Source organism: Marinobacter sp. CA1 (genome assembly GCF_020546665.1).
Taxonomy (GTDB): Bacteria; Pseudomonadota; Gammaproteobacteria; order Pseudomonadales; family Oleiphilaceae; genus Marinobacter; species Marinobacter xestospongiae.
Genome location: NZ_CP071785.1, coordinates 1,246,153 through 1,259,843 on the forward strand (window position 1 = coordinate 1,246,153; position 13,691 = coordinate 1,259,843).

At 63.4% G+C, this 13,691-nt stretch carries 14 protein-coding genes; 3 read left to right on the top strand and 11 right to left on the bottom strand.

Features of this window, described 5'->3' with window-relative positions; genetic code table 11:
• Window positions 1-89 precede the first annotated feature (89 nt).
• From J2887_RS05805 to J2887_RS05815, 3 genes are read right to left on the bottom strand one after another with little or no spacing between them, the layout of a single operon-like run.
• Window positions 90-2,456: a TonB-dependent receptor domain-containing protein gene (locus J2887_RS05805; protein WP_227174930.1), complete on the bottom strand. Its 2,367-nt coding sequence runs from the start codon at window positions 2,454-2,456 to the stop codon at window positions 90-92.
• The gene (locus tag J2887_RS05810) at window positions 2,456-3,430 is read right to left on the bottom strand and encodes a FecR family protein (RefSeq protein ID WP_227174934.1); all 975 of its coding nucleotides are present in this window, start codon (window positions 3,428-3,430) and stop codon (window positions 2,456-2,458) included. The genes J2887_RS05805 and J2887_RS05810 overlap by 1 nt, the downstream gene beginning before the upstream one ends.
• Window positions 3,427-3,948, bottom strand: a complete 522-nt coding sequence (locus tag J2887_RS05815; protein ID WP_227174937.1) for an RNA polymerase sigma factor — start codon at window positions 3,946-3,948, stop codon at window positions 3,427-3,429. Before J2887_RS05815 ends, J2887_RS05810 begins: the two co-directional genes overlap by 4 nt.
• Window positions 3,949-4,120: 172 nt before the next feature.
• Here J2887_RS05815 and J2887_RS05820 point away from each other — a divergent pair, with 172 nt between their 5' ends.
• Window positions 4,121-5,005: a DMT family transporter gene (locus J2887_RS05820; RefSeq protein ID WP_227174939.1), complete on the top strand. Its 885-nt coding sequence runs from the start codon at window positions 4,121-4,123 to the stop codon at window positions 5,003-5,005.
• 6 nt (window positions 5,006-5,011) lie between these two features.
• On the opposite strand, the gene J2887_RS05825 is transcribed toward J2887_RS05820, so the two are convergent.
• The 3 genes from J2887_RS05825 to J2887_RS05835 form a co-directional block, all read right to left on the bottom strand.
• Window positions 5,012-5,830: an ATP-grasp domain-containing protein gene (locus J2887_RS05825; RefSeq protein WP_227176057.1), complete on the bottom strand. Its 819-nt coding sequence runs from the start codon at window positions 5,828-5,830 to the stop codon at window positions 5,012-5,014.
• Window positions 5,831-5,921: 91 nt separating this feature from the next.
• Window positions 5,922-7,514, bottom strand: a complete 1,593-nt coding sequence (locus J2887_RS05830; protein ID WP_227174941.1) for an ATP-binding cassette domain-containing protein — start codon at window positions 7,512-7,514, stop codon at window positions 5,922-5,924.
• A 296-nt stretch (window positions 7,515-7,810) separates the two neighbouring features.
• A complete protein-coding gene (locus J2887_RS05835; RefSeq protein WP_227174943.1) occupies window positions 7,811-8,380 on the bottom strand; it encodes an outer membrane beta-barrel protein in 570 nt (189 codons plus the stop codon).
• 241 nt (window positions 8,381-8,621) lie between these two features.
• Between J2887_RS05835 and J2887_RS05840 the strand changes: the two genes are divergently transcribed.
• Entirely contained in the window at window positions 8,622-9,200 is a 579-nt protein-coding gene (locus J2887_RS05840) for a peroxidase-related enzyme (RefSeq protein WP_227174946.1), read from the top strand.
• On the opposite strand, the gene J2887_RS05845 is transcribed toward J2887_RS05840, so the two are convergent.
• The 3 genes from J2887_RS05845 to J2887_RS05855 form a co-directional block, all read right to left on the bottom strand.
• A complete protein-coding gene (locus tag J2887_RS05845; protein WP_227174948.1) occupies window positions 9,197-9,673 on the bottom strand; it encodes a hypothetical protein in 477 nt (158 codons plus the stop codon). The two genes, J2887_RS05840 and J2887_RS05845, sit on opposite strands and share 4 nt — an antisense overlap.
• Before the next feature lie 173 nt (window positions 9,674-9,846).
• Entirely contained in the window at window positions 9,847-10,704 is an 858-nt protein-coding gene (locus tag J2887_RS05850; protein WP_227174951.1) for a Vmh family MBL fold metallo-hydrolase, read from the bottom strand.
• Between the two features lie 30 nt (window positions 10,705-10,734).
• Window positions 10,735-11,403 carry a DsbA family protein gene (locus tag J2887_RS05855; RefSeq protein WP_227174954.1) on the bottom strand — a complete coding sequence of 223 codons (669 nt, stop codon included), beginning with the start codon at window positions 11,401-11,403 and terminating at the stop codon, window positions 10,735-10,737.
• A 114-nt stretch (window positions 11,404-11,517) separates the two neighbouring features.
• On the opposite strand from J2887_RS05855, the gene J2887_RS05860 reads away from it, so the two are divergent.
• Window positions 11,518-12,399 (top strand): LysR family transcriptional regulator, encoded by an 882-nt coding sequence (locus tag J2887_RS05860; RefSeq protein ID WP_227174956.1) that lies wholly within the window; start codon window positions 11,518-11,520, stop codon window positions 12,397-12,399.
• Window positions 12,400-12,416: 17 nt separating this feature from the next.
• Here J2887_RS05860 and nfsA read toward each other — a convergent pair whose 3' ends face one another.
• Together nfsA and J2887_RS05870 are read right to left on the bottom strand one after the other, a co-directional pair.
• On the bottom strand, window positions 12,417-13,154 hold the full coding sequence (nfsA, locus tag J2887_RS05865) for an oxygen-insensitive NADPH nitroreductase (protein ID WP_227174959.1): 738 nt from the start codon (window positions 13,152-13,154) through the stop codon (window positions 12,417-12,419).
• Window positions 13,155-13,270: 116 nt separating this feature from the next.
• Entirely contained in the window at window positions 13,271-13,666 is a 396-nt protein-coding gene (locus J2887_RS05870; protein WP_227174963.1) for a helix-turn-helix transcriptional regulator, read from the bottom strand.
• Window positions 13,667-13,691 lie beyond the last annotated feature (25 nt).

The following is a 13,691-nucleotide window of genomic DNA, read 5'->3' on the forward strand; positions in this document are numbered from 1 at the left end:
CTGTAAGTGAGACGTATTGGGTTTTAATGCGCGTAATAAAAAATGCTGATCTGCAGGCCAGAGGTGTTCCGGAGTTAATCAGCGGCTCGCTAAAACTCCGCCGTCAGCCCCAACCATAGCCGGCGGCCCGGGTCGGGGTATTGGTACCGGCGAGGATCGTCGACCCGGTCCAGCCGGAACCGGCGTTGGTCAAACAGGTTGTCCAGGCCGGCGTTGACGGTCACGGCGCTGGACGGTGACCAGGACAGGCCGAGGTCCACCGTGGTCAGTGACGCCGGCTGAACCCGGACCTGGTTGCCCTGACCAAAGCTGACCGCCGCCACATCGCTCTGATAGCTCGCTTGCAGGTGGCCCCGTAACGGATGATGTTCGCTGAGCGGGCCGGCCAGTCTCAGCCAGGCCTGGTGGGCAGGAACCGCGGCCAGGGGCTCACCGGCCAGTGCCAGTACGTTGGCTGGCTGGAACGGCAGGCGCTCGCCAGCGGGGGTTGTGACGTGTAGGTGACCACTGCGCAGCCAGGAGTCGGTGTAGGTGTAGCTGAGGCTGGCGGTCAGCCGCTGATCGGGGGACCAGTGGCCCTGCAGCTCCAGACCCTGGACCCGGGCGCCGGGGAGGTTGAGCCAGGTGCCCCAGGCCGGGCAATCCCGGGTGGCCGGGTCACTGGGCTGGCAGGTCAGTGCCGGTACGGCGATGGGGTGGCCGTCGCTGTTGTGGAACCGGTGGGAAGCGGTGTTAATGATTTTGTTGCGAAAATCGCTGTGGAACGCGGTCGCACTGACGTTGAGCCCCGGCCGCTGGTAGTAGACGCCGAGCTCAGTGTTGACACTTTGCTCCGGTGAAAGCTCCGGATTGCCCAGCGCAAGGATGGCGCCCCGAGCCTGGGGGGCTCCGCTGGAGGCATCCATTTCCCGCAGCTGTGGCGCCTTGAACCCGGTGCCGATGCCACCTTTTAGCGTCCAGTGGGGCGCGGGGCGCCAGTTGAGGTAACTGCGAGGGCTCCAGTGCAGGCCGTAGATCTGGTGGTCACTGAGTCGCACGCCGGTGGTGAGAGTGAACCGGGGAGCGAAGCGCCACTCGTCTTCCACAAACCAGGCCTGTTGGTTGACGGAGCGGGTGCCCCAGAGGCTGTCCGGCACCTGCAGGTTGCGAAAATCGGCTTTGCTGGAGGTGGTGTCCTGCCTCTGGTATCCCAGGGTGGTGGTATGCGATCTGAAATAGGCGGTGAGCTGGCCATCCGCGATGGTATGGGTGACGCTGGTTGGCAGGTAGCGCTGGAACAGCGGGGCCCGCCGTGAGGTGTGTTCGCGGTAGAGCTGGAGGCGGGTATCCAGCGTCTGCCACTGGCCCTGGTGGGCAAGGGCCCAGCTGCGTCGACGGTAGTGGCGACGGCGGTTCTTGCCCGCACCGCTGGCATTGGCATGACGGGCGTAGTGTTGCCGGGCCTGTCCCAGCTCCAGCATCCAGCGCTGATGGCCGGAGGTTTCCAGCCACAGCCGGCCGGTGAGTTGCTGCTGGCGGCCCTGCTGGGCGCCGTTCTCAAAGGCATCCTCCTGGCGCTGTTGTTGGCTACCCCAGAGCTGCAGCCCCAGCCGGTCAGGCAGCAGCGGACCGGATACGTAGGCGCTGCCTTGATGGGCATTGCCCTGCTGGCCCACCAGCGCGGAGGTGTGGCCAAGGACCAGACTGCTCGACCAGTCGCTGGCCACGGCACGGGTGATTACGTTGATCACGCCGCCAACCGCGTCGGCACCATACAGTGACGACATCGGCCCCCGGATGACCTCAATCCGCTCGATGGCGGCCACCGGAGGAATCCAGTGACTCTCCAGGTCATTGCCGCCGCCGCGGGGATTGGCTTCTGCCGAACTGATCCGACGTCCGTCCACCAGGATCAGCGTCTGATCCGACTCCATCCCGCGAATGGATACGCCGCTTCCTTCCTGGTGACGACCGCCGGCGATGCTGACGCCGGGGATGCCGGTCAGGGCATCCTGCAGCGAGCGGAAGGGTTGGGTCATCAGCTGTTCGCGGTCAATCACGGTGATGGCGGCGGGAGCCTGCTGAAGCGACTGCTCGTAGCCGCTTGCACTGACCACCAGGGTGGGCAGCGGTTGCACTGGAGCAGGATCAGGCGCCAGTTGCACCCGCCGATGACTCTGGAAAAGTGTGTGCAGGCCGGTGTCCGCCAGCAGGACTTCAAAGGCCCTAGCCAGGGTGTAGGCCCCGATCAGTGACGGTGCCGGCTGATTGGGGACCAGGTTGGCGTCATAGACCAGTTGCAGTCCGGCCTGCTCTGCCAGTTCCAGCAGCGCCGCGGGTAACGGCTGGGCGGGGATGCTCAGTTCCTGAGTGTGGTTGCCTGGACTGTGGTCGGTAACCGCTCCGGCCTGACCAACGCCAGCCAACGCCGCGATCAGGCAGACTGGGAGCAGCCAGCCTCGACCCTGCCGGCGCATCAGTACACCAGGGTCAGCCAGGGCGTCAGCGACTGCTGTTTCAGACCGAGGCTGTCGGTGATGGTTGCCAGCGCCTGTTCCGGCTGTGCCAGGTCGAAGACGCCGCTGATCGGGCGTTGCCCCTTGGCGTCTCCCAGCAGTATCAGTTGGCCTGGATAATACCGTTGCAGCCGGGCCAGCACATGGCTCAGCGGTTCCTGCTGGAATCGCAGGGTACCCTGGCGCCAGTCGGCAAGGGTTGCCTGTGCCGCCGGCACCGGTGTCCGGAGCCCATCTGGATGAATACGCACCGCCTGCCCGGCATACAGTACCAGCGGCGCCTGTTCTCCATGACTGGCGATGGCGACCCGATGCTCGGTAACGGTGACCAGCAGCTGGGCCGGTAGCCGTTCCACTTCGAATCGGGTGCCCAGGGCGCGGGTGACGGTGTCGTCGGCGACCACCTCGAACGGCGGTCTCAGCCCATCCTTGGCCGGGGCCGGATGGAACCAGGCCACACCATGGAGGAGTTCAACCCGCCGCTGCTGAGCCGATAGCATCACATCGATGGCCGAGTCCGGGCCGAGCACTACCTCGCTGCCATCGGCCAGGGTCAGAGGCAGGGTTTCCCCCCGTTCGGTGTGGTAATCGGCCGTCAGTGCCTGATAGCGTTCTGGCATCAGGCCAACCCCAAGCAGCATGGCCAGTATCAGGCACGCCGCCAAGGCCAGTGCCGGTGAGCTGATGCGGGGCTTGACCACCGTGTGGCGGTTGGTAACCGTTGCCGGTGGGGGCAGGGCTTCCGTGGCCGCCGTTGTCATCAACTGTAGCACCCGACAGGCGTCGTCGTAGGCGTCGGGGTGCGACGGGTGCTGAGCCAGCCAGGACTCGAAGTCAGCCGCCTGAGCGGCTGAGAGGTTGCCATCGGCACAGATCACCGCCCAGTCGATGGCTGCCTGCTGCACGGTGTCGGCGGTAGCGGACGGGTGATTCATCGCTCTTCCCCCAAGTGGTGCATGACCGTACCCAGGGCCGCAGTCAGATGTTTCTGCACGGTGCTTTCCGATACCCCCAGCTGCCTGGCGGCCTCGCGGTACTTGAGCCCCTGGACCCGGGTCAGGTGAAACACTTCACGGGTCATCGGCGGCAGTCTGGTCATGACCTCGGCCACTCTGTCGAGTTGCTGGCGGCCACCGATCATACGTTCCGGCACCTGGAGGTCGTCGCGGATTTCGGGCAAGTCATTCGGGTCGCAGACGTCATTGGGGTTGCGCTGTTGCCGGCGCACATGATCCACCGCCAGGTTGCTGGCTGTCCGATAGAGGTAGGAGCGGCTGTGGGTGATCGGACGTTCGGGACGCTGCTGTAGCTGCTCGGCCATCCGCACAAAGGTTTCCTGGGTCAAATCCGCCGCTGTTTCCCGGTCCCGGAGTTTGCGGGTCAGAAAGATGTGAAGTTCCCGGCGATGTCGTTGGAACAGGTCGACAAGGTTGAGGGTGGAGGTTGCTTTCATGCCTAATCCGGCCGCTGGAGTCAGTCAGGAGCAGGATCATATAGGTATCGATAATCGTTATCAAATGAGATCTGTTGTCGGAATTGATCTGCGTGCTTGCGACCATTCGCGGCTGTTGCGGCTCGTCCAACCGGGGTAAGGTGGGCGGTTTCGATCAAGGAGATGTCGTGCCATGCGGTCGCTGTTCTACACCTACCTGATCCCGACCCTATTTGTATGGCTCTGGAGCACCGGCTTCATTGGCGCCAAGTACGGCCTGCCTTACGCCGAACCGTTTACCCTGTTGCTGATTCGCATGTTGTTGACCATGGCGCTGCTGCTTGCTCTGGCCGCCTGGCTCCGGGTGCGCTGGCCAGGCTGGCAGGTTGCCGGGCATCTGGCGGTGACCGGGCTGCTGGTGCATGGGTTCTATCTGGGTGGGGTGTACTACGCCATTCAGGGCGGTATGCCCTCCGGTCTGGTGTCGCTGATCGTCGGTCTGCAGCCGCTGGTGACGGGCGTCGCTGCCGTGTTCCTGCTGGGGGAAGGTATTGCGATGCGGCAGTGGGCCGGTCTCGGGCTGGGGCTGGCCGGTGTCGCCTTGGTGATCCTGGAAAAAATGGGGCCTGCAGCAGCGGCCATGGAGACCTTTCCAGTGTGGACCCTGGGATGGGTCCTGCTGTCGCTGGTGGGTATTTCGCTGGGCACGGTGTATCAGAAACGCTACGGCGCTCAGGCAGAGCTGGTTCCGGGGACGTTGATCCAGTATGCCGCTGCCGCCACCTTTTTTGCCGTGGGAGCCTTCGGCTTCGAGAGCCGCGAGGTGGAGTGGCATCTGCAATTGCAGCTGTCGATGGCGTGGCTGGTGTTCGGGGTATCCATCGGCGCCATTCTGCTGCTGATGTGGCTGATCCGCCAGGGGGCGGCCAATCAGGTGGCCAGCCTGTTCTATCTGGTGCCCCCGGTGACGGCCTTACAGGCCTACTGGGCCTTCGACGAGCGCCTGGGACTGCTGGCCATGGCCGGCGGTGCTCTCTCCGTCACCGGAGTGGCGCTGGTGGTGAGTGGCCGGAGTTAAAGGAGACTAAACCGCCACCGGCAACGGTGGCTCGGGATCGACCGGTGAGTCAGGGTCCCGTGGGGTGCTGCGGCTCTCCAGATAGCTCAGGATGGCATCGCGCAGACGATCGTTACCGGCTAGGCCCTGGTTGCCAAACAGGCGGTTGAACTCCAGCACGTACGGGTGATCCCCCACCATGGCGATGTCGAAGCCGGCGTGGTCGACCTCCAGGTCCCGGGCAAGCTGCAACGCCAGGTCCAGGGCGCCCTGGGGAACCGGGCTGGTGTCGATGCGACCGCCCTGGGCAACGTTGTTGTAGAAGCCCTGGTCGGCTTGGTGGCGCCAATAGGCGGTTACCACCCGATTGCCGACCACCACCACCCGGATGTCCCGGTCAATCGGCAGATATTCCTGGGCATAGAGGACGTCGGTCCGATCGCAGTAGCGTTGCCAGTCCTGGCGACTTTCTATCAGCCACACACCTTCCCCCATGCTTGCCCGCGGCAGCTTCGCCACAAAGGGCGACGGCATGGTGTCCCAGACCTCCTGGCGTTCCCGGGGGCCGTTGGCTTCGATCAGGGTCCAGGGCACGTGGGCCGGGGCGACGGTCTCGAACGCCCGGGTCATCTCCACCTTGTCGTGGCCAATGCGGTAACTGGCCACGCTGGGAAAAACCCGGCACTTGAGACCGTGCACCAGGGCGTTCAACTGCCAGTATTCCGGAAACAGCACCCAGTCTGCCTGGCGCAGCTCTTCCTTGTGAGCAAGGAACCGCTCGGGCTTGATCACCGTAGTGTCAGGAAAACCGAGGGTTCTGAAGATATCAAATGAGATCAGATGCATGACGTTCAGGGGCACCCCAAAGTTTGAACCGGTCACAGTTTAATCAGCTTTCGGGGCTTGGCAAGTGCTATCGTCACGAGCCGTGCGATTATTATGGTCTATTGCGATTGTCCTGAAGCTTCAGGCTGTGATCGATACCGACAGCGGCCACGAAGTCTTCGTCGTGGGATACCAACAGCAGCGCGCCGGGGTAGTGGGCCAGGGTGCTGGCCAATAGGGTCTGCGAGGCCAGGTCCAGGTGGTTGTCGGGCTCGTCCAGGAGCAGCAGTGCCGGGCTGTCGTCGGTCGGGGCCACCATCAGCAGCGCGACTTTCAGACGCTGGCCGCCACTGAGCTGGCCGGTAGGTGTCAGGGCCAGGTCGCCAGTGAGATTCATGCCGGCGAGCTGGGTGCGCAGATCGCTGTCCCCGCGGTTCGGCTGGTAACGCCGGAGATTGTCGAGGGCGGTGGCCTGGTCGTCGAGGATGGACAGCTGCTGATCCAGGTACAGGCAGCGTCCGTTACGCAGGCATTGACCGGATGCCGGCTCGAGCCGGCCGGCGATGGTTTGCAGCAGGGTCGACTTGCCACTGCCATTGGCGCCCTGAACGCGCCAGCGTTCACCTTGCCGTACACTCAGGGTGATGGGGGTGGTGTCGCCATGGCTCAGCACCAGGTCCTGCAGGAACAGCCGACGGCCACCGGGCTCCTGGCCTGAGCCCAGGGCCAGGCGCTGGTCGGGTTGGATCTGCTGTTGGGCCCGGGCGTCGCGAATCGATTCGGTAAGCGCCGACTGCTGGCGTCGGTGGCTGTCCTTGAGGCCGGAAAGGCTGTTCTCGGCTCGCTGTTTGCTGGCGTCCAGCAGCAGTTTGCTTTGCGATCCGTCCCGTCGTAACCGGCGGCCCTGGCGGCTGCGACGACTGGCGGCTTCCAGGGCTGCCTGATGTCGCTGCTGGCGTTGCCGTCGTTCGCGTGACAGCTGCTCCAGCCGCTGGCTCAGCGCCTGTTGCTGACGCTCCTGCTCTGCCCGGTAGTCGTCGTAGTCGCCGCCATACACCTGAAGGCCCCGGGGGGTGAGCTCCAGAATCTGCTCGACCTGCCGCAGCACGGCGCGGTTGTGGCTGGCGATGAGAGCGCCACCGGGATGGTGTTTCAGCGCCTGGCGCAGCCAAAGCCGGCCAGCCTGGTCGAGATGATTGGTGGGTTCATCCAGCAGCAGGAAAGCCTGTGGCCGGGCGAAGGCAGCGCACAGAGCAAGGCGGCTCCTCTGGCCGCCACTGAGGGTCGCTACGGGGGTGTCCAATGGGCAGGTCAGGCCAGCGAAGGCCAGTTGCTGATGCCACTGCGCCGGCAGGTGCCAGCGGTCGGCGAGGGTGGTGAGATCCTCGGCATCGCCTTCGCCGTGTTCCAGCCGTTGCCAGCTGTCGAAAAGCGGGCCGACACCCAGCGCCTCGGCAACTCTGGGGCCTGCCACTGCGGCCTGCTGATCTACCCAGTGCCAATCCCGGTGCCAGCGGATTTGGCCCTCGGAGGGAGTCAGCGCCCCGGCCAGTAGCCTGAGCAGCACCGATTTACCGACGCCATTGTCCGCTACCAGGCCGGTCAGGCCGGATGCCAGGGTAAAGGTGAGGGGCGAAAACAGTTGTTGATCGGCAAAGCCATGGGACAGGCCGATCAGGTCGACTACGGGGGATGAGGTGGGCATGGGCGTTGTTCTTCCTTAGGAAACAGGTCCATCGGGAACAGGCGGCCACACCGGCACGGGATACTCGGGAATTGTTGCTAAGAGGCACGCCGCCTGTCCTATCAAACCGCCAGCCATGGGGCTGGATTTGCAGAAATCGGTTGATGGCAGGACTTACTTCATTGGCGTGCATACTCCAGTCAGGAAAGGGGTGACCAGTTTAAGGCGGATGGCGTAACTGGCGCAAGGGTGGACCGGAGTCGGTCTGATCGGCTCCGGGCCACCCTGGATGGTGGGCAATTGCAACGGCGGGTCGATCAGAAGAACAGCGTGACGCCGCCAAACAGTCCCAGCTCGCCATCCTGGATGTCCAGTTCGGCGGTTGCGCTCAGATTCCGCTGGATCTTGTAGCGCCCCTGTCCGGTGAGACCGAAGTAATCCAGGTCGCCGGAGACATAGCGGGCACTGGCTCCCACCTCGATACGGTCGTCCAGCTGATGGCGAATACCGCCACGGATGGCCGGTGCCACATCGTCTTTGGAGCAGCCGCTGAAGCCTCGGCAGTTGTCCGCCTCCACTTCCTGGTATTCCAGGTTGGCGCCACCCCAGACATCGGTGCGGGCATCCACAGCGTGACGATAGGCGCCGCCGAGGTACCAGTTGGTGTAGTCGAGGTCATCGGACAGAAACCTCAGGCCGCCATAGGCAAAGATGTTGCGGTTGATCTGATACGACCCGCGACCGTCCACCCCGAACAGAGTGTCGTCGGTGTCGGTATCGAGAATAGCGAGGCCGCCCTCGGCGTAGGTGTAGCCCAGTTCCGCATGGGCCGCGGTGGAAGCGAGCACTGAGGCGAGCACAACTCCGGTGATACCTTGTTTCGTCATGTCCTTTATCTCCCTGCAGGATTGTTATGGTGCATTCGTGACCGTATTCTTTTGAGTGCAAATTGCAACCGTTCAGTTCGCAACCGGATCCCCGTGTGCATACGACCAATGCATGAGTCGCCAGGGGCGTGGCAATGCTCGTGTTCTGCGGCGGTTGCCATTACAGTGAATCTCCCAAAAACAACAAAGCGTCAGCAATCAGCGGACGATTCCCGATTGCCGGCGATTCAAGGAGATCTGTATGGTTCAGACGTCCATGCCCCCGATCAGCCGTTTCGACACGCCTACCCTGGAAGACCTGCCGCAGGACATCCGCGACCGCATCCTGGCGGTACAGGAAAAAGCCGGTTTCGTGCCCAACGTCTTCCTGGTGCTGGCCCGCCGTCCGGACGAGTTCCGGGCTTTCTTCGCCTACCACGACGCCCTGATGGACAAGCCCGGCAACCTCACTCAGGGGGAGCGGGAAATGATCGTGGTGGCCACCAGCAACGCCAACCAGTGTCAGTATTGTGTGGTGGCCCATGGTGCCATCCTGCGTATTCGCGAGAAGAACCCGCTGATCGCTGACCAGGTCGCGGTGAACTACCGCAAGGCCGACATCAGCGAACGCCAGAAAGCCATGCTGGACTTCGCCCTCAAGGTAAGCCAGCAGGCCCATGCCGTGGCCGAAGCCGACATCGAGGCGCTCAAGGTTCACGGCTTTGATGAAGAGGACGTTTGGGACATCGCCGCGATTGCCGCTTTTTTTGGCCTCTCCAACCGGATGGCAAACGTTGCCAACATGCGTGCCAACGACGAGTTTTACGCCATGGGTCGTTAACCGGCGCCGTCAGGCCGGGCCTCCGGGTCCGGCGTCATTTTCAGGAACACTCCCAGGGCAGCCAGCAGGAACGCGGTGCTGATGATGATCGCCACCGGGTAGTAGAGGTTGCCCGCCATGTCCATCTGACTGTACTTGATGATCATGATCAGTCCCTCCAGTGACATCGCCACACAGGCAGTGCCGATAAACCGGGGCAGGGTGCGTCGCAGCATGGTGACCACATCGTGGGCGCCGGACGGCCCGCTGTATTCGGAGCGAATGACCATCGCTAGTTCGTAGACGGCGAGGGCGATAATGCTGCTGTTGATCACCTGTATCAGCATCGGCATGGTGTCCTGGCCGCTGCCCAGATTGCTGATGACCGTCACCGTGGTTGAGATCACGATGCCTGCGGACAGCGCAAAGAACATCAGCGAGAACAGCCTGGCAAAGACTTCACGCACCGACAGGCGGATGCCCATTACCGTCATTGTCTGTACCTCCGGTGATTTCAGCGTTCAATAGGTCGGCATGCTAGGGAATCCGGCAGGTGGATGCAGCTTACGGTTGCGCAACGCCCTGTCCATCCTGGACTCTGTTCGGCCCATCCACCCGTCGGTTCACGGTTGCATGGCATCCCGCACCGGCACCGGCTGGTGCTGGTTTACCAGTCTACCTCGCCGGTGTTGACCTTGGCGCTGATGGTGAGGGAGTCCTCTCCCGGCAAGTCCGGATAACGGGCCTTCAGCTTATTGATGACGCCATCGGAGCTGTCGTGCTCGGTGAGAGCCTGCTCAAAGTTCTGCAGGTAGTCGCGGGTGAACACCACCGCATCCACCCCGTCAGGCCGCTGGCCCAGGTAGTGGCCGGGAATGACCTGCCGGGGCTGGCGCTCGATCATTTCATTGAGTACGGCCTGCCACTGGTCACGGGCTTCGCGACTCTGGCTGTCTGCGGTCCAGACGTGGGTGTCGGCGTACACCGCCACACCACCAAGGATGGTTTCCTCGCCGGGCAACCAGAGGTGGGCCTGGTGGGTGTTGATGTGGTGAACCTCCACCGGCTCGCCGTCCACCAGGAACTCGGTGCGCTCGCTGACGTCAGGTACGATCACCTGCTCCGGGGCGCCTTCTCCCAGCTTGGGTCCCCAGTATTCAATCTTGCCTGCCTTGGTGGCGTTGATGTGGGCAACCACCACCGGGCTGGCGATGACGTCGGCGTCCGGAAATGCTGCCACCAGTGGCTCCAACCCGAAATAGAAGTCCGGATCACCACCGCTGATGTAGATGGTGGTCAGGGTTTTGCCACTGGCGCGAATCAGGTCCACCAGTTCGTCGCCCTCGGTGATGCTGAACTGGGCATCCACCAGCATCGCCTCGGTCGGTCCGGTGATCAGCGTGGAGGTGACGGGGAAAATGCCTGCCTCGCCCGGGTTGTAGACGGTCAGGTCCAGGTCGGCAGCCAGGGTGCTGGTGCTGGCGAGCAGGGCGGTGGTGGCAAGTAGGAGTTTTGTATTGGTCATCATAAGTACCTTTGTGTTTGGTTATTCAAATCATGGGGCTTGCAGGTTGGGCAGTTCGTTCAGCAAACGCAGCCACCCTGGCTGGTCGCCGTAGAAGGTCGGCAGCCGAATCCGGTGCCAGGGCTGTCCTTCGAGCGCCAGGGCCAGAGTGGGGTAGCCCTGACCGCCAAGCTCGGTGAGACGCTGGCGGGTGGCGGCCAGGTGGTGCTGAAGGTCCGCCCCGGATTGGTTTGTCCAGACCTGTTCGGTGGCCTCTGGCCAGAGCCGGTCTGCGGCCAGCAGCTCATTCAGGACCTCTTCGCGGGTTATGTTGCGGCCATGGCCGTAGTAGCCCCGCTGGATCGCATTGAAGGCCCGGGCCGCGGTATCTGCCCCGACGCTCTGCTGGATCGCCAGAACCCGCCGGATGGCCGGGGTGGAGTCCAGCACCAGGGAGGGATCGCGCAGCAGCTGGTGACGGTAGCCGTCGCCAAAGGGTTGGCCGCTGAGGCTGGCGATCCGGTCGTCGTGGACCAGTACCTGTTCACGCCAGGTGTCATCCACCGGTCGCCGGCTGGGGCCGTGGAACAGGCCGCCGAAATGCAGGGTATGCTGGCCCGGGAAGCGTTCCAGCGCGGTCTCCAGCAACGGCGCGGCGGCATAGCTCCAACCGCAGAGAGGGTCGAGGATCCAGTGGAACCGTGGTGGTGTGTGGGACATGGGGTGTACTCCGGTCGCGATGTCTCTGATGGAGCGTTATTCTAGGTTTCGTATCAGGAAACAGAATCCCCATTGTCGTTGATGGTTTGTTGCATAAATCGAGCAGGTGAGTGAATGGACAGGGTCAAGGCCGCGATCGTTTTCAACCGTATCTGTGAACAGGGCAGTCTCAGCGCCGCGGCTCGGGTGCTGGACATGTCACGGCCGATGGTCAGCCGTTATCTGGAACAGATGGAACACTGGGCGGGCACCCGGCTGCTGCATCGCTCGACCCGCAAGCTGTCGCTAACGGCGGCGGGGGAGCGGGTTCTGGAGCAGAGCCGGGAGCTGGTGGAGGTGGCAGAGCGGATTGCCGATCAGCAGGAAGCGGAGACGCCGGCGGGCCGGCTACGGGTGGCCTGTGCCCGCTTCACCGCCGAACACATGGTGATGCCCTGGCTACCGCAGTTCCTGGCCCGCTATCCGGCGATGGCCGTCGATCTGCATGTCAGTAACCAGGCGGTCAATCTGGTGGAGGAGCGTATTGATCTGGCGATTCGCATCACCAATGACCTGGACCCGAACGTCATTGCCCGCCGATTGGGGGACTGTGAATCGGTGTTGTGCGCGAGTCCGGATTACCTGGCCCGGCATGGTCGGCCCACGGCGCCGGAACAGCTGGCGCTGCACAACTGCCTGCACTACAGCCATTTCAGTCGCGGGCTATGGCATTTTCGGCAGGCTGATGGCGAAAGGCTGGGGCTGGACGTGGTCGGCAACTTCAGCGCCAACGAGTCGTCCCTACTGACCAACGCGGCCCGCGCCGGCATGGGCATCGCCCTGCTGCCGGAGCTGGAAGTGCGACAGAGTCTGAGTGCCGGTGAGTTGGTGCCGGTGCTTGAGCAGCTGGAGCCGGAGCCGCTGGGCGTCTTCGGTCTTTATCGCAGCCGCCGGCACCAACCTCTGGCGTTGTCGTTGTTTCTGGAGTCGCTGAATGCGGCGTTGCCGGCGGGGTGACGTCTGCCTGAGCCGCCTTATTGCTTGCCGAACCCCCGGTCCCGCAGGAAGGACTGCATGTGGGGACGCAGCTTGCTGGTGAACAGCGGCTTGAGCTGTTCGGACCAGTTGCTGTCCTTGTTGCCACCGGTGCGCACCTGGTAGTAGCGGTGCATGGTGGCGTCAAATTCCGCCACTAGCTCGGCGTCCCGGGTATCCTGGTAGTAGTCTTCCTTGAGGATGGCGGGCAGCGGCAGCCGCGGTTTAACCTCCGGGTCCTGATTCGGGTAGCCCAGACACATACCGAACACCGGATAGACATGCTCCGGCAGGCGCAGCAGTTCACTGACCTCCGCCGGATTGTTGCGGATGCCGCCGATGTAGCAGATGCCCACGCCTTCCGATTCGGCGGCAATGGCGACGTTCTGTGCCATCAGGGCGGTATCGATGCTGGCCACCAACAACTGTTCCGTCATGCCCCGGACTACATCGGCACCAGCGCGCTCGGCGGCTTCGGTCGGGCGTTTCATGTCGGCGCAGAACACCAGGAAATCCGAGCATTCAGCAATATAGGGCTGACCACCGGCCAGCTCCGCCAGCCTGGCGCGGTTATCAGGGTTCACCACGTGGATGATGCTGTAGGCCTGGACGTGGCTTGAGGTCGCCGCGCACTGACCGGCGCGGACAAATGCCTCCAGGGACTGTCGTGGAATGGCCCGTGGCTGGAACTTGCGGATGGAGCGGTGGCGACTGAGCTGGTCGATGATTGGGTTCATGCGGACTCTCTGTTGCTGGATAGGGACGCCGGTCGGTCGGCGGTGTGTCTATTCTGCCGTGTCCACAGCGCTCGCGAAACCAGGGTGTGGCTTCCCAACCCTGCGCCTTTGCGGACCTACAACTGCAATACGCCCAGTTCCAGCGCCCGTACTACCGCCGCGGTGCAGTTTCGTGCCTGCAGCTTGCGCATTGCATTGCGCAGGTGGAAATCGATAGTGTGGGCGGACAAGCGCATGTGGTCGGCGGTTTCCTGGCGGGTGAAGCCCTGGGCGCACCAGCGCAGCACGTCGAGTTCTTTTACGCTGAGCGGCTGATTCTCAGTATGAGGTATCGCCAGACGGGCGTAGCGGGCCTGGAACTGACGGGTCAGACGGTCGGTTTTGTCCGGTAACCGCGAGTCCCTGCCCGGTGGGTCGCTGGCCAGTGTTACCAGGGCATGGCGGTACAGGGCCAGCAGTTCGTCGACACTGGAGGCGGCGTTGCTGCGCCGAAAAAACTCGTCGAAGTGCACGTCCGTCGTTTCCTTCCGTAGCCAG

Excerpts from the sequence above, each read along its gene's own strand:
- J2887_RS05805 (WP_227174930.1), bottom strand. The coding sequence starts at position 2,456 with ATGCGCCGGCAGGGTCGAGGCTGGCTGCTCCCAGTCTGCCTGATCGCG.
- J2887_RS05810 (WP_227174934.1), bottom strand. The coding sequence starts at position 3,430 with ATGAATCACCCGTCCGCTACCGCCGACACCGTGCAGCAGGCAGCCATC.
- J2887_RS05815 (WP_227174937.1), bottom strand. The coding sequence starts at position 3,948 with ATGAAAGCAACCTCCACCCTCAACCTTGTCGACCTGTTCCAACGACAT.
- J2887_RS05820 (WP_227174939.1), top strand. The coding sequence starts at position 4,121 with ATGCGGTCGCTGTTCTACACCTACCTGATCCCGACCCTATTTGTATGG.
- J2887_RS05825 (WP_227176057.1), bottom strand. The coding sequence starts at position 5,830 with ATGCATCTGATCTCATTTGATATCTTCAGAACCCTCGGTTTTCCTGAC.
- J2887_RS05830 (WP_227174941.1), bottom strand. The coding sequence starts at position 7,514 with ATGCCCACCTCATCCCCCGTAGTCGACCTGATCGGCCTGTCCCATGGC.
- J2887_RS05835 (WP_227174943.1), bottom strand. The coding sequence starts at position 8,380 with ATGACGAAACAAGGTATCACCGGAGTTGTGCTCGCCTCAGTGCTCGCT.
- J2887_RS05840 (WP_227174946.1), top strand. The coding sequence starts at position 8,622 with ATGGTTCAGACGTCCATGCCCCCGATCAGCCGTTTCGACACGCCTACC.
- J2887_RS05845 (WP_227174948.1), bottom strand. The coding sequence starts at position 9,673 with ATGACGGTAATGGGCATCCGCCTGTCGGTGCGTGAAGTCTTTGCCAGG.
- J2887_RS05850 (WP_227174951.1), bottom strand. The coding sequence starts at position 10,704 with ATGACCAATACAAAACTCCTACTTGCCACCACCGCCCTGCTCGCCAGC.
- J2887_RS05855 (WP_227174954.1), bottom strand. The coding sequence starts at position 11,403 with ATGTCCCACACACCACCACGGTTCCACTGGATCCTCGACCCTCTCTGC.
- J2887_RS05860 (WP_227174956.1), top strand. The coding sequence starts at position 11,518 with ATGGACAGGGTCAAGGCCGCGATCGTTTTCAACCGTATCTGTGAACAG.
- nfsA (WP_227174959.1), bottom strand. The coding sequence starts at position 13,154 with ATGAACCCAATCATCGACCAGCTCAGTCGCCACCGCTCCATCCGCAAG.